Raw genomic sequence first — 21,952 nt, forward strand, 5'->3', positions numbered from 1 at the left:
TCATAATGAAATTAAACTTAAAGGTGCGTTTTAAGAATCCGGTATTTATTTTTCAACTAGTATTAACTGCATTTGCTCCAATCCTTGCTTACACAGGTCTTAGTTGGGAAGGGTTGACTACTTGGCAGTCTGTGGGTGATTTAATTGTACAAGCATATAGTAATCCCTTTCTATGCGGTTTAGTTGCTATTGCTTTATACAACCAATTGACAGACCCTACAACCGAAGGGCATTTTGATTCTTCACAGGTGATGAAGTATGACAAACCTAGGGAGGATGGCAAATGGTAAAAATACAAGACATTCGCCAACAAGTTGCTCCGTCAAAAACTAGAAGAAATATCAATCAAATAAAAAAAGTAGCACGTCATCATTCAGCAACAACGAGTGGTGACTATTTTGCTTTTTGGAACAATCGTTGGAAGGGTCTAGGATGGACGAAGGGTGGCTATCATGAAATCATTTTACGTGATGGTACGGTTCAACTTTGCTATGATCCATACTATCCGACTAATGGAATTGGTAATCACAATACTGAAACTTATCATATTTGTGTGGTTGGTAATGGTAGCTTTACTGAAGCACAAGAAAAAGCATTTGAAGAACGATGCTTATTAGCTCTACAAAACTTTGGATTAAGTGCGGAAGATGTGCTTGGGCATAACGAGTTTAGTGGTACTGCAACGTCATGTCCTGGAATTAATATGAACAATGTTAGAAAACGACTTAAAGAGCTGCAAACACCTGACAAGGCAGTTGGAGGTGTCACAAACACAGATAAAATCATGTGGGGTAAGACAGAGCTAAAAAAAGGTCAAATTGGAAAGATTACAATCCTAAAGCCTATAAATCTGTGGACGGAGAAAGACGGAAAACTTGTAGAGGTACGCGTTCTAAATCCGGAAGAGGAATACAGAGTATATAACTATCGTGAGGAACATGGTGGGCAGTATAATGTGGGAGACGGACATTGGATTACTAAAATGCCGGAACATATTAAATATGAAACACCTTCTAAAGCAATGCTCGAGAAATTAAATTTTAAATAAAATTAAGCCTGTCCACTTAATTGTGGATGGGTTTTTTATTTATAGACTAATAGACTTACAAAATGTACTATTATATGTATATACACATGCATTTATTCATTGTAATACATATTCTGAAAGGAAAAGTGAAAATGGAGGAAAAATGGTACTATATTCTCGTAACAATATTAGTTATTTCAGGGGTAGTGGCTTTAATATTAAAAAATAAAAATGAAACTATTACTTTAAGAACAGGGATAGCTGAGGTAACTTATGCTTTTGTAGCTGGAGGTATAGTGTATTTAATGGTTAACCCACTAGATTTTCGACAAGCAGCAACCTTAGGCCTTATAACTGGTTTCAATGCAGAATACATAAATCAGATGTTTAAATCAAATTCTCTGAAATCTTTAAATGAACAAAAATCACTCTCATTAGAGGAGAATTAAAAATGAAAGAAAATAATTTAGCGAAAAGTAAAAGTAGAATTACGGGCAAGAAAATTAGTGGAAATAGAAATATTGTTCTAAGAGATAAAAAAACTGGGAAAAGTCTAGCCCTTTCTGCAACTAGTCTTGCACAGAAAAAGAAAAAACAATCAAAACTTATAATACCTTTAGTAGTTAAAAAACCATTAAAAATCTATGATATATTAACAAGTGAAGAAAAAAACAAATTAAACATGTACGAGGTAAACATTGAAAAATCAGTTACACCTATAGGCGTATTTATTAACAAAGTTAAAGCAGAAAATCTTTTAAATAATGCTAAAAAAAGATATTTCCAAGACGACGCTCAATACTAATGAAAGCTTCCTTTAAAGGAAGCTTTTTTGTATTCCTAAAATTACGGTTGCAAAATCAAACGCTTGTTCGTATAATGAATAAAAAGGAGGGAACAAACGTGCGTATTTTAATTTTAAAATCGATGAAAACCAATCAAGTCTCGGAAATGATTTATATGAAAAACAACGGTGATATAAGCAAACGAAGAGTGAAGGTATTAAGTGTTACAAATGAAACATTCCAAGCTTATTGTTTCTTGAGAGGTACCAAGAGGATTTTTAAAATAGAAAACGTATTAGCATTTGTTCCCGTTATCAACAAGGAAAGAAGTGTTGTATGATGACCAAAAGACAAAGAGAAATATACGAATACATAAAAACGTTTATATCAGAACACCATTATTCTCCTACTATCAGAGAAATCACTAAGGCATTAGGTCTAAAATCGTCATCAACCGTACATGGTCATTTGGAAACGATGAGGAAGAAAGGTTACATTACTTATATCGATTCATTTCCTAGAACATTACAAATTACAGGTTAACAAAGGAGTGTACGGTGATGAGTTTTCATGATGCGTTTTTTGAGGAAATAAAAAAATCTAAATATCCGTTAGATCCGCGTAGAAATATTAAATGGGGCACATCGATGATGTTAACAGAACATGTTGGCATGCTTCGTGACTATTACGAAGAAGTGAAGAAAGAGCCTAAACCTGAGTTAACTGAGTATGACTATGTGCTTTTATCAGAGTCAATTGAGCTCGCTTTTTCCTCCTATGCAGATACTAAAATTAAGCGTTGGAAAGATGGCCGATTTATTTATAACAGAGGTACCATTGATGAAGTGGATTTAAAACGGAGGGTGATTCAGCTGCAGGATCCTTTTTATTTATTAGCAATAAAAATGGATGATATAGTAGATGTAATTATCATGGACTGAGGAGTAGTTGGATGAGGAAGACTGATGAGCAAGTAAAAATTGAGCAAACAGTAAATGAACTATATGATAAGTATCCAAAAGACACAGTTAATACATTTTTAGAGTGGATTAGCGAAATGACAGCTGAAGAATTTGAGGCAACAGTAAAATTATGCGAGTTAATAGAGAGTGCAGAAGAAGACGATAGAAAGAAAGAAACCACCGACCACTGATGGAAGGTGGTTATATTTATTTTAGGCTATGCTAAAAGCTAGGGTTGATTTTTAGTGGGCTGATTTTGTTTGTGAAATGTTACACTTAAACTAATGCAGCAGGTTAGTTCAATAAGAGAAAATGGTAAAATTGAGAAAAAAGAAATATAAGGGAGTCATTTACGATGGATTACTGGAGGAATAATACAATTTGGTTTGACGACATCCCCAACGATCTCTTTCTTCAACTTAATTTAAAAGAAGAAAAGTTAAAGGAAGACATACTAAAGGACATTGAGTATTTAATCCTATGGCATTATAAAAAAGGTAAGTCAGGTAATTTTGTTGACATTTCTGAAAGCCTTGTCTTTTTAAACCTAATCTGGTCTAATATACAAAATTTCGATGGCATAGAAAGACTTACTAAAATAAAGAGACTAGACCTAGATTACTGCGTTAAATTAGAAAATGATAAAGGTATTTCCAAGTTAGCTGACACCTTAGAGTATTTACATATTGATAATTCAAAGAAATTCGTTCCAGGAGAAGAATTCTTTTCTCTTAAAAATCTTCGTGTTCTTTCCCTTAATTCTTGTGGAAACCTCGAAAATTTATCTTTTTTAAGTCATTTCCCTAAGTTAATCGATTTTCGGTTTGTTGATACAAACGTAATTGACGGCGATTTAACTCCGATAAAAGAACATCCAACAATCAGAAGTGTCGGCTTTTTAAATAAAAGGCATTACAATTTAAGTGAGGAAAAAATCGAATCACACTTAAAAGAGAAAAATGAAGGTATGGATTATAAAACCACAATTATGAAGAGAGATGGAAGCAGAAAATATTATTCTTTTAGATACAATTATTAACCAATGGACATGCAACATTGTGAAGGATTGTACTTACGCTAACGGGTGCTTTACTTCAAGAAGGAGGAAAGCCATTTCTGTTATTGAATTAAAGCAGCAGTTTAGTTGAAGAAGGTTAAATATCCCTTTGCAAATATGAGGTAAAATTAGAGTGATTGAGGAAGGAGTTCGAAAGGAGGAAATTCTGTGTTTTTATATCATTTAGTTATTGAAGATGATATTGACTCAAGTATAAGCTCACAAAGGGTTTTAAAAGAAGGTTTAAACCATGGAACAGCAACAAAATGGTATTCAAGAGGTGCAAATTTCTTTCCTGACCTAACAGAACGTTTCAGACCAGGAAACTTACCAACATGGATTGATTTTAAAGTTGCCTTTGGGGCAAATCTGGAGCCATATGAAGAACAACCTTATTTTCGATTTCCTGTCTTCAGTAATAAAATTTTAGTTTTTAACTTCGATATATCAAGTGATTTATTTGCTCATATGGAAGGCTATGTTGAAGGATTACCCTCAAAGGAGGATTTAATATTACAGTATTGGGCAAGTATGCATACCCTGGCTGATTATTTGAAACACAAGCCTTTTAATAACCCTGAAGTTTACATTTTTGAACAAGTTCCAGCAAAGCTAATTGACTATATAGAATAGATTCTTGTTCAACTAACGTGGTGCTTTAGAAGAGTTATAAAGCATATCAAATGAGGAGGTTGGAAATGAAAAAAAATACTAGGTTTTTCGAAGAATATAACATTAGTAGCGTAATTATTTTTTATGGAATTGTTTTGCTTTACACCTTGTGGATTGGTATAGAGATAGATGTAAAAAAAATATTTACAATTCTAGTTTTCACAATTATTTTTTGGTTAGCAAATAGTTTGCAATCATCCAAATCACCCCAAAAGTAATTTATTTTTGCAATATTATATATATTTTTGAAATAAACAAGCGGCTGCCTGTAATGGTAGCTTTTTCTTATTGAACTAACGCAGCAGTTTAGTTGAATTAGGAAAGTGTTTAATAGAAAGTTATTTAAAAGGGCGTATTCATTTGAATAGTTCTTTTTTATTTCAAAAAAGTGCATCTTTTTTTGAAGGTACGCTCTCTAATAGATAGGATGGTGAAAAAAAGATGACGAATAAGGAAAAGAAAGTAAAACTATCTATTGGAGGGGATCAAGAAGCACTGCTTTTTTTACTTAAACAAGAAAAAGAGAAACTTTATAGGACTGCTTATAGTTATGTTCGTAATGAGGCGGATGCTTTAGACGTTTTCCAGCAAACAGTGCTGCTGGCAATAGAGTCTATTCATCAGTTACGAGAGCCTAAGTATTTCACGACATGGCTGATGAAAATTTGTATCAATGTATCACTTGGTGTACTTGAAAAACAAAAGAAAGTGATTTCAATGGATGACCTAAAGTTTCAATCCCTCTCCATAGAAATAGCGACATCTGATGAAAAGATGGACTTACTCGATGCGATTTATCAATTAGATGAAAAATATAAAACAGTTCTTCTTTTAAAATATTATGAGGATTTAACTTTTGAGCAAATAGCAGAGATACTTGGTGAACCGATTGGTACTGTCAAATCTAACGGTAAGAGAGCGTTAACAAAAATTAAAAAAATATTAAAGGGAGTGTACATAGATGAACGAACAAAACAGATTTAAAGATGCACTTAATGAAATTCCTGTTCCTTCTAAAGAATTAGATGCTATATTGTCAGACGCTTTTAAAAAGGAGAAGAAGCATGTAAAATTCTCCTACAAAAAAGTGGCTAAATATATTGCAGCCGCAGGGTTAATATCCATTTGTACTGTTTCATCTGCTTACGTATCACCCGCATTTGCTAACTTTGTTACACAAATTCCTATTTTTGGTCAGGCATTCGACTATTTCATCTTACAAGAAGACTACTATCAAGCGTACGAGGAAATCAGTACAGATATAGGTTTGGCTGAAAAAAGCAATGGGATAGAGATAAACATTCAGAAAGCATTTTATGATGGGAATACAGTGACCCTTTCATATGTTTTACAAACAGAAGAGGATCTAGGTTCGTTTCCAACATTTGAGAATCTGCCAACTAATATAAGTGGTGGTGGCTATGAAGGAGAGTATGTGGATGGTGTCGGTTATGTAGGCATGATGACGTTATCTATGCGTAATAACTCACAAGACAAAGTAAATATAGATTGGAATCCTCAAGCAATTTTATCAGAAGGACATATAATTGAAGGCGACTGGCATTTTGGATTTTCTTTAAACAAATTAGAAGGAAAACATATCGCGATTAATGAACAAGTAAGCCAAGATGGCGTTTCGGTCGAGTTAATTGATGCAGTGAAAACGGATGTTAATTTAACGATAAATTATTTACAAGATGTCGATCCTTCCATTCATGAAAAGTGGATGGCAGTAGAAGCTGAGTTAAGTGCAATTGATAATTTGGGCAATAAATATAAAGTGCCTTATAATGGGGGAACTGGTACTAAGGGGGGTGATTCGAGTGAAGATATCACATGGAATGCAACAATTCATGGTCTAAACCCGGAAGCAACATCCATTACCTTTTATCCATTTGCTAATGTGAGTAACAGTCAAATAGATCATAAACGAATTGATTTCGATCCTATTACGATTGAATTAAATTAACTAGTGATACTGTAATATCCTCAATCTTTCAAGGTTTCGAATTTGTTATACGAATAATGTGAAGGATTGCACTTAAACTAACGGGTGCTTTAGTAAAAATCAAAGGGCTGTAAAAATGTACCCTATAAGATGACCTTTTTTAAAGTGTCTAAATTATAGGGTACATTTTTGAATTAATCTTTTTTGATTTGAAAATTAAAAACGCTTGTTAATATTTGAAGCTATTATTGCTACACAATAGCGTCACACCATGAAAAGTTCCAACCGTATCTTCTTTTGTGGATTATAAGGAAATACCTTATTAGAGAGTCCCTTTTCTAAGAATAATTCATTTCTTTACTGTTGTTGATTCTGTCCCTGCATCCCAGTTCCCATTCCCGTCATATTAGAGACAAGTGGCATCATATTTTTCATTTTTCCGCCATTTCCACTAAACATTTGATAAGCAGCTATACCTACTCCAACTGAAGCAACAACCGGTAAAATTTTAATCATGTTTGGCTTCATCTACATCACCTTCTTTTTAAAATTTTGTTCATTGCTTTAATATTATGGTTTAAAAAACCTTAAAAATTCAGGTACTTGTTACCACAACAATTTGTAAAAAAGATGGTTTAAAGGAAAATTGAGATATATTAAACATCTAATTAATATAACAAATCAAAAATTTTTTCTTCAAGATTTCCAACTCATTTTTTGTGTGGTATATAACTAAAAAAGACCACGCTTTATGAGTGGTCCGGTATATTATTCATTTAACGCCTGTCTGTTTTCTTATTTATTCCCCCAAATGCTCCCCCAACCTCCCCCATTTTAATGAGATTATCTGGGGGGAATTGCAAAAGTTAAATTTGGTTAATTGTGTGTAAACGTTGTTAAATCAACACTTCCCTAAAATAAATACTTTCTTTTGTTAAGCAGATACACTACAATGAGTAATGTGAGGTGAGCTTACGTGAAAATTGGAAAGTTTAAAATGAATGAAAGTGGACTGAATCGCTTTTTCGGACCACTTGAATCTAAAATAATGGATATTCTTTGGACTGGTACGGAGATGACCATTAAGGATGTACAAAAGGTATTAGACTGTGAAAAAGCAACAAATTTTAACACGGTTATGACCGTCATGAACAGATTAGTGGATAAAGGAATACTACAAAAAAGAGCAGAGGGTAGATCTTCTATGTATATGCCAGTTCTTTCGAGAGAAGAGTTTATCAATACTCAATCTAAGGAAATGACAAACGAGCTTATGGACGAGTTTGGCAATGTGGTTGTCAGTCATATGCTAGATGCCATAGAAGATGTTGATGATGATCTAGTTGCTAAGCTTGAACAAAAAATAAAAGAGTGGAAAAAGGAAATGTAGCTTATGAACAAACGTCAATCGACCCATATGTTTATAGCGTCTTTACTTATTTCTGGAATCATTTTTTTCCAGATGGCCATTTATGTTATTTCTATGCTTGCGGGATGGGATGTGAAGTTTAACCTTGTAGAAGTATGTCATAGCACATTAAAAATGATTGGTTTATCCTCACTGGAATATGCACTTGACGGTTTAGTCATCTTTACATTGGTTTATCTGTTCTGGAAGGTATGTATACAATTTGTTCAAGCGAAAAGGATGAAATTAAAGTTTCAACAATATAAAGAGAAGAACCTAACAAAGAATTTAAATGAATCGTTTAGCAACGAAAAGGAAGAATTTATCGTAATCTCTTATCCAACTCCTCTAGCCATTACAATGGGATTCTTTACACCTAAGATTGTTATATCAACTGGTCTTGTAAATATACTTACCGAGGAAGAGCTAAATGCAGTTTTAGCACATGAGATGTACCATAAGAATAACCGTGATCCTTTAAAAATGTTCATGTTATCGTTATTTTCTACTACTATAAGATATATTCCGATATTAAAGTGGTTCCATCAAAAATATAGAATTGTCCAAGAAGTGTTGGCAGATGAATATGCTATAGAGAGACAAGCAACATCTGCAAGTTTAAGTAGTGCACTTTTAAAGATGTTAAAGGTAGGAAAGTTAGACCAAATGCCTTTTACATATGCATCATTTGCAGATACCTCTGTCAATTACCGTATAGAATATTTATTAAACCCTTTAACAGAAGTAAAGTTGCAAATTCCATGGAGAGACACTGTTTTATCGATTGCTATATTTACGTTAATATGTAGCTTTTTTATTTACGCATTAGCGTAAATTTTTTACCCAATTACACTACGTTATGTAGTTTTAGGAGATGTTGAATTTGTCTAAGAAGATTTTTTGGTTTATAGGTGTTATTGCAATATGTATTGTTGGAATCATTGTATTAACAGATACGAAGGCAGAATCTGTTGTTATTGAATATGATGGACAGCCTTATATAGGTGAAGCATCTGCTCCGGTGGAAATTGTAGAATTTGGTGATTATAAATGCTCACATTGTAAAGACTTTAATGACAGTCTCTTCCCACTAATTAATGAGGAATTCGTAGAAACGGGGAAGGCGAAGTTTTACTACATGAACTATTCTTTCATTGCTGCTGATTCTAATACAGCCGCACAGTTTGGAGAAACGGTATATAAGGAACTCGGAAATGAAAAATTTTGGTCCTTCCATCATTTGTTATTTGCAAATCAAACAAATGCAAGCGGTCAAGAAAACCTAATGTCAGATGAATTTTTAGTGGCGGTACTAGCTGAAATAGCGAGCGAAGAAGAAGTGGAAAAGGTTAAACAGGCATTTAGTGAAGAGGGAGGAAAGGAAGCGTGGAATCTAGATATGAGTACAGCAAAAAATCTTGGTATAGTTGCCACTCCATCCATTTATATTGGCGGTAAGGAGTTTACAGGGAAAACGATGACGGACTTTGCTAAAATGGTGGAAGAGGCTGCAAATGCTAAATAAATCTATTTTAGCTGCTTGGCTTGTAGCGCTTATCGCAACGATAGGTAGTTTATTTTTTAGTGAACGGATGGGATTTATTCCATGTACACTTTGCTGGTATCAGAGGATTTTAATGTACCCGCTGGTGTTTCTATTGGGTGTAGCTTTCTATAGAAACGACAAAAAGATTTATGTATATGCGCTACCATTATCTATAATTGGCATATGTGTTTCCAGCTACCATTATGCCCTGCAGAAAATTCCTTCCTTGCAGGAATTTAGCGCATGTACAAGCGGAGTGCCCTGTTCAGGACAATATATCAATTGGTTTGGTTTTGTAACTATTCCATTTCTAGCATTGTTAGCATTCGTTATGATTACCGTTTTCATGCTTGTTCTTTGGAAGAAAAAATAACAATTTATTATAAAAAGAGAGGAGGAAGTTTAGATGAACAAGAAAAAGAGATTTTATATTCGAGCTCTCATTTTGGCTTTAATGGTTGTTGCCATTATATTTACGATATACTCGAATGTAACAAAGGAGAAAAATGCAATCTTGAAGGAGGGGGACGCCGCACCTGATTTTGCATTAGTAGATATGAACGGTGAGAAGCATCAATTATCCGATTACAAAGGACAGGGAGTCTTTCTAAACTTTTGGGGGACATGGTGTAAGCCTTGTGAAAGAGAATTTCCTATCATAGATGAACAATATCAAAACTATAAAGATCAAGGGCTTGAAATCCTCGCGGTAAATGTAGGCGAGTCGGATTTAAAGGTTCAAAGATACATTGATAGAAAGGGATTAACATTCCCAGTTCTAATTGATAACAATAAAAGTGTTATCAACGCCTTCAATATTAACCCGTTGCCTACGACCCTACTCATCAACTCTGAAGGTAAAATAGAAAAGATCATAACCGGTGAAATGAGCGAGGAAAGCATCAAGAAATATATGGAGCAAATACTACCAATTTAATATCTAATTTAAGACGCTTCCTTAGTTAAACTAGGAACGTCTTTTTATATAGCGTTTTTCTATGTCTCTTCCAACTGATAATCATAAAATCGATTCATTAGGTGAAAACTATTAAAAGTTCGTAGTTAAAATAGCTTCAAAAATTTAAAAATCAAATAAGTTGCATACCCCTTTAGGGTATCATATACTGGTATTAGGAATAGGAGGTTGGTTACTTGGACAATGTAATAGAGGAAAATACAGAATTACCATCAGACTTGTCTTGTAGGAGAAGTCACCATCCTGAGCATGTAAAAAAAGATTTAACCAATAGACTGAATCGTATTGAAGGACAAATTCGTGGCATTAAAGGGATGGTTGAAAAGGATATTTACTGTGACGATATAATTACCCAACTATCTGCAACCCAGTCGGCTTTAAATAGTGTTGCTAAGGTTCTTTTGCAAGGACATTTAAAGGGGTGCGTGGCTAATAGGTTAGCTGAAGGCGATGAAGAAGTGTTAGATGAACTGCTCGTTACGATTCAAAAACTAATGAGAAAATAGGAGGAATTAAAATGTTAAATCAAGTTACTTTAGAAGTTAAAGGCATGTCATGTGGACATTGCGTTAAGTCGGTAGAAACAAGTGTAGGTAATCTAGATGGCGTTGAACAAGTAAAAGTATATCTTGAATCCGGAAAAGTAGATGTATCCTTTGAAGAAGACAAAGTTACTTTAGCCAAAATAAAAGATACAATCGATGAACAAGGCTACGATGTCCAATAATAGATGGAGTGCTCATACAGGCACTCTCTTTATTTAGGTAATATATACCCCCTAGACGTATATGAGAAAGGTGAGGGTTATGGAAAATAATATAAAGCAGACTAGCTATAAAATAACTGGGATGACCTGTGCGGCATGTTCTGCGCGAATAGAAAAAGTTATTAACAAAATGGACGGTGTGGAAGAAGCTAATGTAAATTTAGCGCTCGAAAAATCAGTTATCAAATATGACCCTGAGAAAGTAACAGAAGAAGACTTTGAGAAGAAAATTGAGGCACTTGGTTACGGAGTGGTGAAAGAGAAGAAAGAGTTTGCTATTACCGGTATGACTTGTGCTGCTTGCTCTACCCGCATTGAAAAAGGTCTAAACAAATTAGAGGGAGTAAGTTCTGCCAATGTGAATCTGGCCCTCGAACGTGCAACCGTTGAGTTTAATCCCTCCGACATAACTATAAACGATATTATTCAAAAGGTAGAAAAGCTTGGTTATGGTGCAATAATTAAATCGGAGGATAAAGAGTCGGTCGATTATCGAGAGGAAGCAATACAAAAGCAAAAGGTGAAATTTATTGTTTCAGCTATTTTATCTTTGCCACTTCTCTGGACGATGGTTGGACATTTTTCTTTTACTTCTTTTATTTACATGCCAGAATTTTTGATGAATCCGTGGGTGCAAATGGTATTGGCAACACCTGTCCAATTCATCATCGGAAGACAGTTTTATGTTAGTGCATACAAAGCATTGAGAAATGGCAGTGCCAACATGGATGTACTCGTTGTGTTAGGAACCTCAGCAGCTTATTTTTATAGCGTTTATCAAGCAATCATTACTGCCGGTGAACATCATACAGCTAACCTTTACTTTGAAACAAGCGCGGTCCTTATCACACTGATTTTATTGGGTAAGCTGTTCGAAGCAAAGGCAAAGGGGCGCTCTTCGGAGGCTATAAAAAAACTAATAGGGCTACAGGCGAAAACGGCATTGGTTATTAGAGATGGTGCTGAATTGGTAATTCCCATTGAGGAAGTATTAGTAGGAGATACCATTCTAGTGAAGCCCGGAGAAAAAATTCCTGTTGATGGAGAAGTGATTGCTGGAAATAGTGCAGTCGATGAATCTATGTTAACTGGAGAGAGTATACCAGTTGATAAAGTAACTGGAGATTCGTTGTTCGGATCCACCATCAATAAAAATGGTTCCATTAAAATGAAAGCAACGAAAATTGGAAGAGACACTGCACTTGCTCAAATTATTAAGGTAGTAGAAGATGCCCAAGGCTCAAAAGCGCCTATTCAACGTTTGGCAGATAAGATTTCTGGGATATTCGTTCCAATCGTTGTAGGAATAGCAATAGTTACATTCTTAGTCTGGTTCTTAGTCGTTGAACCTGGTGAAATCACCCCAGCGCTTGAGGCATTGATAGCTGTGCTTGTCATTGCTTGTCCATGTGCTTTAGGTCTTGCAACACCAACATCTATCATGGCGGGCTCCGGTCGTGCTGCAGAGTTCGGAATCCTGTTTAAGGGTGGAGAACATTTAGAAACGACACACCATATTGATACGGTGGTGGTTGATAAAACTGGGACAGTCACTTACGGAAAGCCGAAGCTAACAGATGTGCTTATGGAAGAGGGAATGAAGGAATCCGACTTTCTCGCTTATATCGGGGCAGCTGAAAGGCAGTCGGAACACCCACTTGCAGAAGCAATTGTAGATGGGATCAAGGAGCGTGGGATAACACTACTAGAGGTAACTTCCTTTGAGGCCATACCAGGATACGGTGTAAAAGCAGTGGTAAATGAGCAAGAAGTGTTAGTTGGTACTAAAAAATTAATGAATCAAAATAATATTAATATAGCAGCTATTCTTAAACGAATGGAAGAGCTCGAGGGACAAGGGAAAACTGCTATGCTAGCAAGTATAAATGGAAAATTTGTTGGTATGATTGCAGTCGCTGATACGATTAAGGAATCCTCTTTACAGGCTATTAAACGATTGAAGGAAATGAATATTGATGTCATGATGATCACTGGTGATAACCAGTTAACAGCCACTGCCATTGGAAAACAGGCAGGAATTGACCAGGTAATTGCGGAGGTGCTTCCAGAAGGTAAGGCAGCGGAAATTAAAAAGCTACAATCCTCCGGCAAAAAAGTAGCAATGGTCGGTGACGGTATCAATGATGCACCAGCTTTAGCAGTTGCTGATATTGGAATGGCTATCGGCACAGGAACAGATGTTGCGATGGAGGCAGCTGATATTACATTAATTCGTGGGGACTTAAACAGCATTGCCGATGCGATTATAATGAGTCGCAAAACAATGAGAAATATAAAGCAAAATCTATTCTGGGCATTTGCCTATAATACATTAGGTATTCCAATTGCAGCGGTTGGTTTACTCGCACCATGGGTAGCCGGTGCAGCTATGGCATTCAGTTCAGTTTCGGTGGTTTTGAATGCTTTACGTTTACAACGTGTGAAATTGGATAAATAGAGTGGTAAGGAGAACGGCTGCTGAAGTAGCGGTCGTTTTCTTTAATTAAGGTTCAAGGCCAAAAAGGCTTTCAAATATTTATTGGAGATTAACATTAAAAGGAGAGTTATATATGAAAAAAATAGCTGTAACGGGATTATGCACTTTATTTTTATTGGCAGGCTGTGGTGATGAAGGCGAAGAAACTACAAAGGACAATAATATGGAGCAGGAGCATGCTCATATGAATCATATAGATGACGGTGGAGAGATTCCCGAGGGCTTGGAAGAAGCACAAAATCCTAAATTTGAAGTAGGAAGTAAGGCAGTGATAGAAGCTGATCACATGGGTGGTATGAAAGGTGCAGAGGCTACAATTGTAGGTGCTTTTGATACAACGGTTTATGCTGTTTCGTATACTTCTACGACAGATGGCAAAAAGGTAGAGAACCATAAATGGGTTATCCATGAAGAGTTAGAGGCAACTGATGGAAAAGGGATAGTTGGCTCTAACGTTAAGCTGAATGCTAAACACATGGAAGGTATGGAAGGAGCCGAAGCTATCATTGAATCTTCTGAGGATACAACTGTTTACATGATAGATTATGTTTCAACCACTGATGGAACAGAGGTTAAAAATCATAAATGGGTGACCGAGGACGAATTGTCCGAAGTTAAATAGCAGTGATTTTGATCAATATATAGTCTACGCTTTTCTTGTTTAAATCTCCCCTTTAAGGGAAAAATAATAGCGGATACTTAAACAAGAGGAGGAGAAATAATGAATACGAAGTATGAAGATTGTTTAAAGGCTTGCATAGAATGCTTAGAGGCTTGTAATAATTGCTTTGACGCCTGCCTAAAGGAAGAACATATTAAAATGATGGCGGGTTGTATCAGGTTAGACCGTGAGTGTGCAGATGTTTGTTCATATGCGGCTCAAGCTATAACAAGAAATAGCCCATTTGTTCAGGAAATTTGTAAGCTCTGTGCACAAATTTGTGATGCATGCGGAGAAGAGTGTGGGAAGCACGATCATGAGCACTGTCAAAAATGTGCAGAGGCTTGTCGTAAATGCGCCGAGGCTTGTCGCCAAATGGTCGCATAAAAAATGCAAAAAATGGAGACTGTTAGACTATTTTCTGACAGTCTCCTTTTTAGAATTGAAATTAGGTAATTTTAACTAATTGGAGGAAAAATACATAAATATTGAATTGATTATTATGCCTTATATTAAATTATGCCTAAAGTTTATTTCATTATTTTGACAAATTAGGTAGACTGTAAAGAAGGAAATTTGTATGGAAGGGATGGTGAACATGATGAGTTTAGTGAAAGCTACAGGAAATGGGATGTCTAACTTAGTATCTAGTATGCGAGCAGTCCAAAGAAAGGACGCAGGACAGGCATATAGAAAGCATCATGAGTATTTCCAACCGAAAACTCCCTCTTTAAATGAATTGGAAGAACTTTTGCTTGGGAATAAAGAAAAAGAAAAAGACACCCCAGAACTTTCTGCTGCAATTCGTGAATTTCAAGAAATGGAAAAACAAACTATATTGGATATTAAGGGACCTGGCACTCCAATACAAAGCATAGGAGGACCGACACCTGAAAAAACAATTGAGCTATTAGAAAAAGTTCGTAGTCAGGCTTTAGCAGAAATGCCTGCGACACCTCAGCATTTACTAGTGGCTGCAAATGCAACTTCGAAAATTAGACAAGAGGAAGCCCAACTAACGTTAAATGAAATGGCGAATAGACAAATTGAGTTAGAAACTCAGAGGCAAAAAGAAATGGAGGCTGAAGTTTTTAATCGTTCTATGCAGGTGGACTTTCAAACACCAAAAGTGTTGGAGGAAGACTTTCAGAGCCTTCAAACTAAACGTTTAAAAGAACAGGCTATTGCTAAATATTCGTATCAAGTTCATTTAAGAAAGTATGGCTTTTCGGATCAGCAACCGAGCTTCTTCCAAATAGCATAGGAGTAATAAACATGACTAAAAAACAGAAGACCAATGCTGTTCGTATGTTAGAACAGCAGAAAATAGCTTTTGATTTAATCGAATACGAGCTGACTGGTGATCAAGTCGATGGGGTAACTGTAGCAAACAAAATAGGCTACCCCGTTTTTGTCGTGTATAAAACATTACTAGTTACCGCTGGTTCAAATAAATACTATGTCTGCATTATCCCTGTGGATCAAGAGCTAAATCTCAAAAGTGTGGCAAAGGAAGTTGGAGAGAAAAAGGTGGAGCTGTTGCATCTAAAGGACCTTTTGCCAACGACTGGTTATATCCGGGGAGGCTGCTCACCAATAGGGATGAAAAAGCTGTTTCCGACAATTGTAGATAGTAGCGCCGAAAACAACGACTATATTATCGTTAGCGGAGGAAGGATAGGGCTTCAAGTGAAGCTTTCGCTAACTGACCTACTCCGTATGACTAAAGGGAAAACGGCAGTAATTAGCAATTCCAAAAATGACTAGCAATCTTTTCTTAAGCGACTATAATAGATATAGTATTAAATGATTCCATTCCAACTTTTTAGTTGAGAATGGTTTTTTCGTTAAAGGAAAGTAGGATAGAAACATGAAGGAACTTGTTTGGCGTTGGGTCTTTTTTATAGTGGGTATAACGATTATGTCCTTAGGGATTTCGATGACTATAAAAGGATATTTATTTGGTATTGGGCCTTGGGATGTTTTGCACGTTGGTCTTTTCAATCATTTAGGATTATCAATCGGCACATGGGCTATTTTAACGGGTATCATTATTGTGTTGATCACGATCATCAGTACAAAAAAAATTCCTGCATTAGGGACATGGCTTAATATTTTGTTTGTAGGATCATTTATCGATATGTTTAATTGGTTACTGCCCAATCCAACAGACTTGTTGGGACAGTCGATCATTTTTATATTAGGAGTTATGGTGATGAGCATAGGGATCGGGATTTACGTTTCACCGAATCTAGGAGCGGGACCACGTGATTCTTTAATGCTTCTCATAATAGAAAAAACAGGTTGGAGCTTAAAGAAAGTGCGGACAGGCATTGAAGTGATAGTCGCGATTGTCGGTTGGATACTAGGAGGCCCAGTAGGCATTGGTACAATACTTATCGCAATAGGGCTTGGACAATTAGTACACTATACATTACCTGCTTCGCAAAAATATTTGAATAAAATAAGTGGTTATACACTACCATTCGTGAAGAAGAGCGCTGAGAAACATATATGATTCTCAGTGCTTTTCATATTTTTGGTTGATGCAGCATACATTATCTATTGAATGAACGATAGAAAGGATGACTATTTGAACGGAACAATTACACACTTTATGGGGAAATCTTATACGGGACAAGGTGTTAAAAACTTCTATAAAGAACTCATTCAGGAAGCGAAAAAGGTATATTTTTTTAAAGGCCCAGCAAGCTCTAGACTCTCCGAAACCTTAAAAGAAATTGGATATGCAGCTATACGAAGAGGGAATGATATGGAATGGTTTTTAGATCCGCTCGACGAGGACGCTGTAGAGGCTGTTTATATTGTTGACACAAAAACACTTTATCTTCAAACGAATACGATTGATCCTTTCTTCTATGGGGCAGGGCATGAGTGGGTAACTTATTATGATGCCTATAAACTCGACAGGTTACGGGATGTGGGACTAGTTGTCCGCGACAAGCATCTAGAGGGAGAGGCTTGGCTTGCAAAGGGTTTGCAGACCCTATCGAAAGCTAAGCTAATACATGATGACTGGGAGCAATTAATTCAACCTGGAATGGACTGGAAGGGTATTGATTCATTATTAGATGATCTTCAAAAAAAATATATAGGGAATGTGAAACTACAAAAAAATCCGAAGCTAACTCACCGTTTAATGGGTTCTTTAACGCCGTTAGGGGCAAAGGATACGTTTAGTTCAATTTCCAAAAGTTTAAAGACGCGTTTGTATATAAAAGGGCTGCCTGGCAGCGGGAAATCCTCCTTTATGAAAAAATTTGGAGAAGAAGCAAAGTCTCATGGTCTAGACGTTCGCTACATTTGGTGTGGGTTAGATGCCAATAGTATTGATGGGGTAGTGATACCGGAGCTTCAATTGAGTATTGTGGATGCGACTAGTCCACATATTTATGACCCTGAAAGAGAAGGGGATGAAATTGTAGATTTCTTCCCATATATCGACCAAAACCAATGGGCTGAAGAGGAATTGACGAAAGTCAGAGAGGCATACTCAAGCGAGATGGAATTGGCTCAAGATTACATCAGTACTTATTTTGCAGAGGCAAAGCTTATTAAATCACTCTATGACTCTGCCATAGATGAGGATAAATGGAGAGAACTTCACGATAAAATGCTAGAAACAATTGAGTGAGTAGGTTTCCTACTCGCTTTTTTTTTATGGTTTTTGACTAGCGTTTGCCAGGTGAAGAAGGCATAGACATTTATTTATCAAAAGAGACATATCTTAGTCTTTCTTCTATAACAATGGTAAAATAAAATGGACTATTTGTTTGAAAGGAAGATGAACTTGTCTAATGTATTAAATAACTTTTTAACAGAAAACCTAGAGCAATTAAAGAGTCAAGGTCTATATAACGAAATCGATCCTGTTGAAGGAGCTAATGGCCCAATTATAACAGTTGGCGGAAATGAGCTAATCAACCTATCCTCCAACAATTATTTGGGACTAGCTACAAATGACGAATTAAAGCGTATTGCAAAAGAAACGATAGATAAATATGGTGTAGGAGCGGGAGCAGTACGTACGATTAACGGAACGCTAGACCTACACGTAAAGCTAGAGGAAAAGCTTGCTGAGTTCAAAGGAACAGAAGCAGCAATATCTTATCAATCGGGCTTTAACTGTAATATGGCTGCAATTTCTGCGGTAATGGACAAAAATGATGCGATTCTTTCTGACCAATTAAACCATGCATCCATCATCGATGGTTGCCGACTTTCTAAAGCTAAAATCATTCCATTTAACCACTCTGATATGGATGATCTTCGCAATAAAGCGAAAGAAGCAACGAAATCTGGCCAGTACAACAAAGTAATGGTAATTACAGATGGCGTATTCTCGATGGATGGTGACATTGCAAAGCTTCCAGAAATCGTTGAAATTGCAAAAGAATTTGACCTAATCACGTATGTGGATGATGCACATGGTTCTGGTGTTACTGGTAAGGGTAAAGGAACAGTGAAGCACTTTGGTTTAGAAAAAGAAATCGATTTCCAAATTGGAACACTTTCTAAAGCAATCGGGGTAGTCGGTGGATACGTTGCAGGGAAGAAGGACTTAATCGACTGGTTAAAGGTTCGTTCACGTCCATTCCTATTCTCTACTGCTTTACCACCTGGCGATGTAGCAGCAATAACAGCTGCAGTCCAAATGATCATCGATTCCACAGAGCTTCATGACAAGCTTTGGGAAAATGGTGACTACTTGAAGGCGGGCTTATCTAAGCTTGGATTTGATATTGGTGCATCTGAAACACCAATCACTCCATGTATCATTGGAGACGAAAAACTAACTCAGCAATTCTCTAAACGCCTATTTGAAGAGGGAGTATATGCAAAATCTATTGTCTTCCCTACGGTACCTAAAGGAACTGGACGCGTTCGCAACATGCCAACAGCTGCCCATACAAAAGAAATGCTAGATAATGCCATAGCTACTTACGAAAAAGTTGGAAAAGAACTAGGCGTTATTAAATAGAATAAGATTCCGGCTACCAATTGTTTGGTAGCCTTTTTTGTGGGGGATACAATCGCAAAGTTTCTCTAAGTGGCAGTTAAATAAAGGGGAAGATAAACGGATGAGAAGCGTCTCCTAAATGCTAGAAATCGTCTCCTAAGTGGTGGTTGCGCCCCTAAATATGGAGAAATGTCTCCTAAAACGGTGGGAATCGCTCATAAATGGGTGAGAAGTGTCTCCTAAACGCTGGAAATCGTCTCCTAAGTGGTGGTTGCGCCCCTAAATATGGAGAAATGTCTCGTAAAACAGTTAGAAGCGCTCGTAAACGATGGGAAGTGCCTCCTAAATGAGAGAAAGAGTCTCCTAAAGTGAGATGGTGCCCCTAAATATGGAGAAATGTCTCCTAAAACGGTGGAAAGCGCTCGTAAACGATGGGAAGTGTCTCCTAAATGCTAGAAATCGTCTCCTAAGTGGTGGTTGCGCCCCTAAATATGGAGAAATGTCTCGTAAAACAGTGAGAAGCGCTCGTAAACGATGGGAAGTGTCTCCTATATGCTAGAAATTGTCTCCTAAGTGGTGGGTACGCTCCTAAATATGGAGAAATGTCTCCTAAAACGGTGGGAATCGCTCATAAATGGATGAGAAGTGTCTCCTAAACGCTGGAAATCGTCTCCTAAGTGGTGGTTGCGCCCCTAAAAATGGGGAAATGTCTCCTAAAACAGTGGAAAACGCTCGTAAATGGATGGAAAGAGTCCCCTAATGCCACGAATTATCGTTAAAAATATAAATGATATTAGTTTATAGTAAAAAGCCCACCGTAGTGGGCTTTTATATTGAAATCGAATGATCTTACTGCCGAGTTCCAAGAATAATTGGTCCACTCATTTCAAATTATTTATCTCTTGCTGAAAAGAATAATAAAGGCTATATTTTTGGACGCCTGTTGCAAGCTCAATGCTTTTGTTCGCTTCTTGTTCATAGAGGTCGTTGTTGCCTTGCTCTTTTGCGATGACAGCTTCGATTGCATGCTGCATCCAACCTTTTGGGAGTTGAACCTTTAGTGTATGAGCCTCATCAAAGTCTCCTTTAAGAGCTTCTACATATGCTAAATAATAGGTTCTTAATGGTTCTTTGCTTATTTGTTTAGCTAGGTGCTCGAATTTAGAGACGTTGTTTTCAAAAAGTGCCAATATGGTTTTATATACTTCCTGCATATAGGGTTGTTTGTGCCTTTTCAAAATTTCCTCTAAGGAGCGTATGATCTGTTCTCGATCGCCAGTTTTCAAAGCTAGCGGGTAAGCAAATATCGGCTTTCGCTTATTCTTTTCTAGATATTGCTCTATCTTTTTCAAATTTTTTGATTTATAAACCGTATACATTTGAGGTACGACTATTAAAAGTAAATATACGGCTACTACTACCAAATAAATTAACCAAAAAGGTAAATTGAAAAAAGTCATAACCATAGTCAATATTACCCCTAGCAAAAAAATGAGTGCATATTTTAATATTTTCATAAATACCTCCTAATTAAACTATTATATCAAAAAATGAAATCGGATATGGTTGTATTTCACGAATGAACACGATATAATTATTACTTGATAAACGTAGTGATATCAAGGTGTTTTATTGATATAATGTACTTTCCAAAAATACAATTGTTTTTGAAAGGGAGAAATAAAGATGAAGAAAATTATGGTTACCGGAGCTTTAGGACAAATTGGTTCGGAACTAGTTGCGAAACTACGAAAAGAATATGGTTCAGACAATATTTTGGCCACAGACATTAGACATATATCATCGTCAGTAACAGAAAATGGTCCATTTGACATTTTAGATGTGACTGATGGAGAGAAAATGCATCAGCTTGCGAAGAATTTTCAAGCGGACACTATGATTCATATGGCTGCATTACTTTCTGCAACAGCAGAAGCGAAGCCGCTATTGGCGTGGAATTTAAATATGGGTGGATTAGTAAATGCATTGGAGGCTTCACGTGAATTAGGGATGCAATTCTTTACTCCAAGCTCTATTGGCGCTTTCGGACCTTCTACTCCTAAGAAAAACACACCTCAGGATACATTGCAGCGTCCAACTACTATGTATGGAGTAAACAAAGTATCAGGAGAATTACTATGTGATTACTACTTTCAAAAATTCGGCGTGGATACAAGAGGAGTTCGTTTTCCTGGATTGATCTCCAATGAGACATTACCAGGGGGTGGAACAACCGACTATGCAGTTGACATTTACTATAAAGCATTAGAGGATGGCGCTTACACGTCCTATATAGCAAAAGGAACATATATGGATATGATGTATATGCCGGATGCGCTTCAAGCGATTGTTGATTTAATGGAGGCAGATCCGACTAAGCTAATTCATCGTAATGCATTTAATGTAACGGCAATGAGCTTTGAACCGGAACAAATTGCTGCATCTATCCGCAAGGAAATACCTTCCTTTAAGATGAATTATGAAGTAGACCCAGTTCGCCAAGCAATTGCTGATAGCTGGCCAGACAACATTGATGCGACTGCAGCAAAAGAAGAGTGGGGCTTTACGTATAAATACGATTTAGACGCAATGACGAAGGATATGTTACTAACGCTAAAGAATAAAAAAACGGCAGGCTCCTTATAAAGGACCTGCTTTTTTTTATA

General features: G+C 36.5%; 31 protein-coding genes. 29 read left to right on the forward strand and 2 right to left on the reverse strand.

The genetic code is table 11. The annotated features are described in order from the left end of the window. Window positions 1-5 precede the first annotated feature (5 nt). From MHB55_RS03125 to MHB55_RS03185, 13 genes are all read left to right on the forward strand, one after another. Complete coding sequence (locus tag MHB55_RS03125; RefSeq protein WP_340862565.1) at window positions 6-290, forward strand: phage holin family protein; 285 nt, start codon at window positions 6-8, stop codon at window positions 288-290. After that, on the forward strand, window positions 284-1,048 hold the full coding sequence (locus MHB55_RS03130; RefSeq protein ID WP_340862566.1) for a peptidoglycan recognition protein family protein: 765 nt from the start codon (window positions 284-286) through the stop codon (window positions 1,046-1,048). The genes MHB55_RS03125 and MHB55_RS03130 overlap by 7 nt, the downstream gene beginning before the upstream one ends. A gap of 131 nt (window positions 1,049-1,179) precedes the next feature. After that, window positions 1,180-1,476 (forward strand): hypothetical protein, encoded by a 297-nt coding sequence (locus tag MHB55_RS03135; protein ID WP_340862567.1) that lies wholly within the window; start codon window positions 1,180-1,182, stop codon window positions 1,474-1,476. A gap of 2 nt (window positions 1,477-1,478) precedes the next feature. Next, window positions 1,479-1,832, forward strand: coding sequence for a hypothetical protein (locus MHB55_RS03140; protein ID WP_340862568.1), 354 nt, complete (start codon window positions 1,479-1,481; stop codon window positions 1,830-1,832). Window positions 1,833-1,930: 98 nt separating this feature from the next. After that, window positions 1,931-2,152: a transcriptional regulator gene (locus tag MHB55_RS03145; RefSeq protein ID WP_340862569.1), complete on the forward strand. Its 222-nt coding sequence runs from the start codon at window positions 1,931-1,933 to the stop codon at window positions 2,150-2,152. Further along, window positions 2,152-2,355: a LexA family protein gene (locus tag MHB55_RS03150; RefSeq protein ID WP_340862570.1), complete on the forward strand. Its 204-nt coding sequence runs from the start codon at window positions 2,152-2,154 to the stop codon at window positions 2,353-2,355. Before MHB55_RS03145 ends, MHB55_RS03150 begins: the two co-directional genes overlap by 1 nt. A 17-nt stretch (window positions 2,356-2,372) precedes the next feature. Beyond that, the gene (locus MHB55_RS03155) at window positions 2,373-2,753 is read left to right on the forward strand and encodes a YolD-like family protein (RefSeq protein ID WP_340862571.1); all 381 of its coding nucleotides are present in this window, start codon (window positions 2,373-2,375) and stop codon (window positions 2,751-2,753) included. Window positions 2,754-2,764: 11 nt separating this feature from the next. After that, window positions 2,765-2,965, forward strand: a complete 201-nt coding sequence (locus MHB55_RS03160; RefSeq protein WP_340862572.1) for a hypothetical protein — start codon at window positions 2,765-2,767, stop codon at window positions 2,963-2,965. A 164-nt stretch (window positions 2,966-3,129) separates the two neighbouring features. Further along, window positions 3,130-3,813: a hypothetical protein gene (locus MHB55_RS03165; RefSeq protein WP_340862573.1), complete on the forward strand. Its 684-nt coding sequence runs from the start codon at window positions 3,130-3,132 to the stop codon at window positions 3,811-3,813. A gap of 186 nt (window positions 3,814-3,999) precedes the next feature. After that, window positions 4,000-4,464, forward strand: coding sequence for a hypothetical protein (locus MHB55_RS03170; protein ID WP_340862574.1), 465 nt, complete (start codon window positions 4,000-4,002; stop codon window positions 4,462-4,464). 65 nt (window positions 4,465-4,529) lie between these two features. Further along, entirely contained in the window at window positions 4,530-4,721 is a 192-nt protein-coding gene (locus MHB55_RS03175; protein WP_144541839.1) for a hypothetical protein, read from the forward strand. A 223-nt stretch (window positions 4,722-4,944) separates the two neighbouring features. After that, entirely contained in the window at window positions 4,945-5,487 is a 543-nt protein-coding gene (locus MHB55_RS03180; RefSeq protein ID WP_340862575.1) for a sigma-70 family RNA polymerase sigma factor, read from the forward strand. Next, the gene (locus MHB55_RS03185; protein ID WP_340862576.1) at window positions 5,465-6,472 is read left to right on the forward strand and encodes a DUF4179 domain-containing protein; all 1,008 of its coding nucleotides are present in this window, start codon (window positions 5,465-5,467) and stop codon (window positions 6,470-6,472) included. The genes MHB55_RS03180 and MHB55_RS03185 overlap by 23 nt, the downstream gene beginning before the upstream one ends. A 336-nt stretch (window positions 6,473-6,808) precedes the next feature. Here MHB55_RS03185 and MHB55_RS03190 read toward each other — a convergent pair whose 3' ends face one another. Beyond that, window positions 6,809-6,979, reverse strand: a complete 171-nt coding sequence (locus MHB55_RS03190) for a hypothetical protein (protein ID WP_340862577.1) — start codon at window positions 6,977-6,979, stop codon at window positions 6,809-6,811. A gap of 448 nt (window positions 6,980-7,427) precedes the next feature. Here MHB55_RS03190 and MHB55_RS03195 point away from each other — a divergent pair, with 448 nt between their 5' ends. The 15 genes from MHB55_RS03195 to MHB55_RS03265 all read left to right on the forward strand — a co-directional run bounded on the left by MHB55_RS03195 (window position 7,428) and on the right by MHB55_RS03265 (window position 19,307). After that, window positions 7,428-7,841 carry a BlaI/MecI/CopY family transcriptional regulator gene (locus tag MHB55_RS03195; protein ID WP_151111429.1) on the forward strand — a complete coding sequence of 138 codons (414 nt, stop codon included), beginning with the start codon at window positions 7,428-7,430 and terminating at the stop codon, window positions 7,839-7,841. A gap of 3 nt (window positions 7,842-7,844) precedes the next feature. Beyond that, a complete protein-coding gene (locus MHB55_RS03200; protein WP_340862578.1) occupies window positions 7,845-8,693 on the forward strand; it encodes a M56 family metallopeptidase in 849 nt (282 codons plus the stop codon). A gap of 40 nt (window positions 8,694-8,733) precedes the next feature. Then, a complete protein-coding gene (locus MHB55_RS03205; RefSeq protein WP_340862579.1) occupies window positions 8,734-9,384 on the forward strand; it encodes a DsbA family protein in 651 nt (216 codons plus the stop codon). Further along, window positions 9,374-9,778 carry a disulfide oxidoreductase gene (locus MHB55_RS03210; protein WP_340862580.1) on the forward strand — a complete coding sequence of 135 codons (405 nt, stop codon included), beginning with the start codon at window positions 9,374-9,376 and terminating at the stop codon, window positions 9,776-9,778. Before MHB55_RS03205 ends, MHB55_RS03210 begins: the two co-directional genes overlap by 11 nt. A gap of 33 nt (window positions 9,779-9,811) precedes the next feature. After that, window positions 9,812-10,342: a thiol-disulfide oxidoreductase ResA gene (gene resA / locus MHB55_RS03215; RefSeq protein ID WP_340862581.1), complete on the forward strand. Its 531-nt coding sequence runs from the start codon at window positions 9,812-9,814 to the stop codon at window positions 10,340-10,342. A gap of 215 nt (window positions 10,343-10,557) precedes the next feature. Further along, entirely contained in the window at window positions 10,558-10,887 is a 330-nt protein-coding gene (locus MHB55_RS03220) for a metal-sensitive transcriptional regulator (protein WP_186318219.1), read from the forward strand. Window positions 10,888-10,898: 11 nt separating this feature from the next. Beyond that, window positions 10,899-11,108: a copper chaperone CopZ gene (gene copZ, locus MHB55_RS03225; protein ID WP_340862582.1), complete on the forward strand. Its 210-nt coding sequence runs from the start codon at window positions 10,899-10,901 to the stop codon at window positions 11,106-11,108. Window positions 11,109-11,187: 79 nt separating this feature from the next. Further along, entirely contained in the window at window positions 11,188-13,605 is a 2,418-nt protein-coding gene (locus tag MHB55_RS03230; protein WP_340862583.1) for a heavy metal translocating P-type ATPase, read from the forward strand. Between the two features lie 112 nt (window positions 13,606-13,717). Beyond that, window positions 13,718-14,266: a DUF1541 domain-containing protein gene (locus MHB55_RS03235; protein WP_144539852.1), complete on the forward strand. Its 549-nt coding sequence runs from the start codon at window positions 13,718-13,720 to the stop codon at window positions 14,264-14,266. Between the two features lie 99 nt (window positions 14,267-14,365). Continuing rightward, a complete protein-coding gene (locus MHB55_RS03240; RefSeq protein ID WP_144539850.1) occupies window positions 14,366-14,692 on the forward strand; it encodes a four-helix bundle copper-binding protein in 327 nt (108 codons plus the stop codon). Between the two features lie 193 nt (window positions 14,693-14,885). Continuing rightward, window positions 14,886-15,569, forward strand: coding sequence for a hypothetical protein (locus MHB55_RS03245; protein WP_340862584.1), 684 nt, complete (start codon window positions 14,886-14,888; stop codon window positions 15,567-15,569). Window positions 15,570-15,580: 11 nt separating this feature from the next. Beyond that, window positions 15,581-16,072 carry a Cys-tRNA(Pro) deacylase gene (ybaK, locus tag MHB55_RS03250; RefSeq protein WP_144539846.1) on the forward strand — a complete coding sequence of 164 codons (492 nt, stop codon included), beginning with the start codon at window positions 15,581-15,583 and terminating at the stop codon, window positions 16,070-16,072. Window positions 16,073-16,175: 103 nt separating this feature from the next. After that, window positions 16,176-16,823, forward strand: coding sequence for a YczE/YyaS/YitT family protein (locus tag MHB55_RS03255; protein ID WP_151111423.1), 648 nt, complete (start codon window positions 16,176-16,178; stop codon window positions 16,821-16,823). Window positions 16,824-16,898: 75 nt separating this feature from the next. Then, window positions 16,899-17,960 (forward strand): hypothetical protein, encoded by a 1,062-nt coding sequence (locus MHB55_RS03260; protein ID WP_191963903.1) that lies wholly within the window; start codon window positions 16,899-16,901, stop codon window positions 17,958-17,960. Between the two features lie 150 nt (window positions 17,961-18,110). Then, on the forward strand, window positions 18,111-19,307 hold the full coding sequence (locus MHB55_RS03265) for a glycine C-acetyltransferase (RefSeq protein WP_370455757.1): 1,197 nt from the start codon (window positions 18,111-18,113) through the stop codon (window positions 19,305-19,307). Between the two features lie 860 nt (window positions 19,308-20,167). On the opposite strand, the gene MHB55_RS03270 is transcribed toward MHB55_RS03265, so the two are convergent. Further along, entirely contained in the window at window positions 20,168-20,803 is a 636-nt protein-coding gene (locus tag MHB55_RS03270; RefSeq protein ID WP_340862585.1) for a hypothetical protein, read from the reverse strand. Between the two features lie 169 nt (window positions 20,804-20,972). Here MHB55_RS03270 and MHB55_RS03275 point away from each other — a divergent pair, with 169 nt between their 5' ends. Then, window positions 20,973-21,932, forward strand: a complete 960-nt coding sequence (locus MHB55_RS03275) for an L-threonine 3-dehydrogenase (protein ID WP_154311553.1) — start codon at window positions 20,973-20,975, stop codon at window positions 21,930-21,932. The last annotated feature ends 20 nt before the right edge of the window (window positions 21,933-21,952 follow it).

Source organism: Psychrobacillus sp. FSL K6-1267, from assembly GCF_038003265.1.
Classification (GTDB): Bacteria; Bacillota; Bacilli; order Bacillales_A; family Planococcaceae; genus Psychrobacillus; species Psychrobacillus faecigallinarum.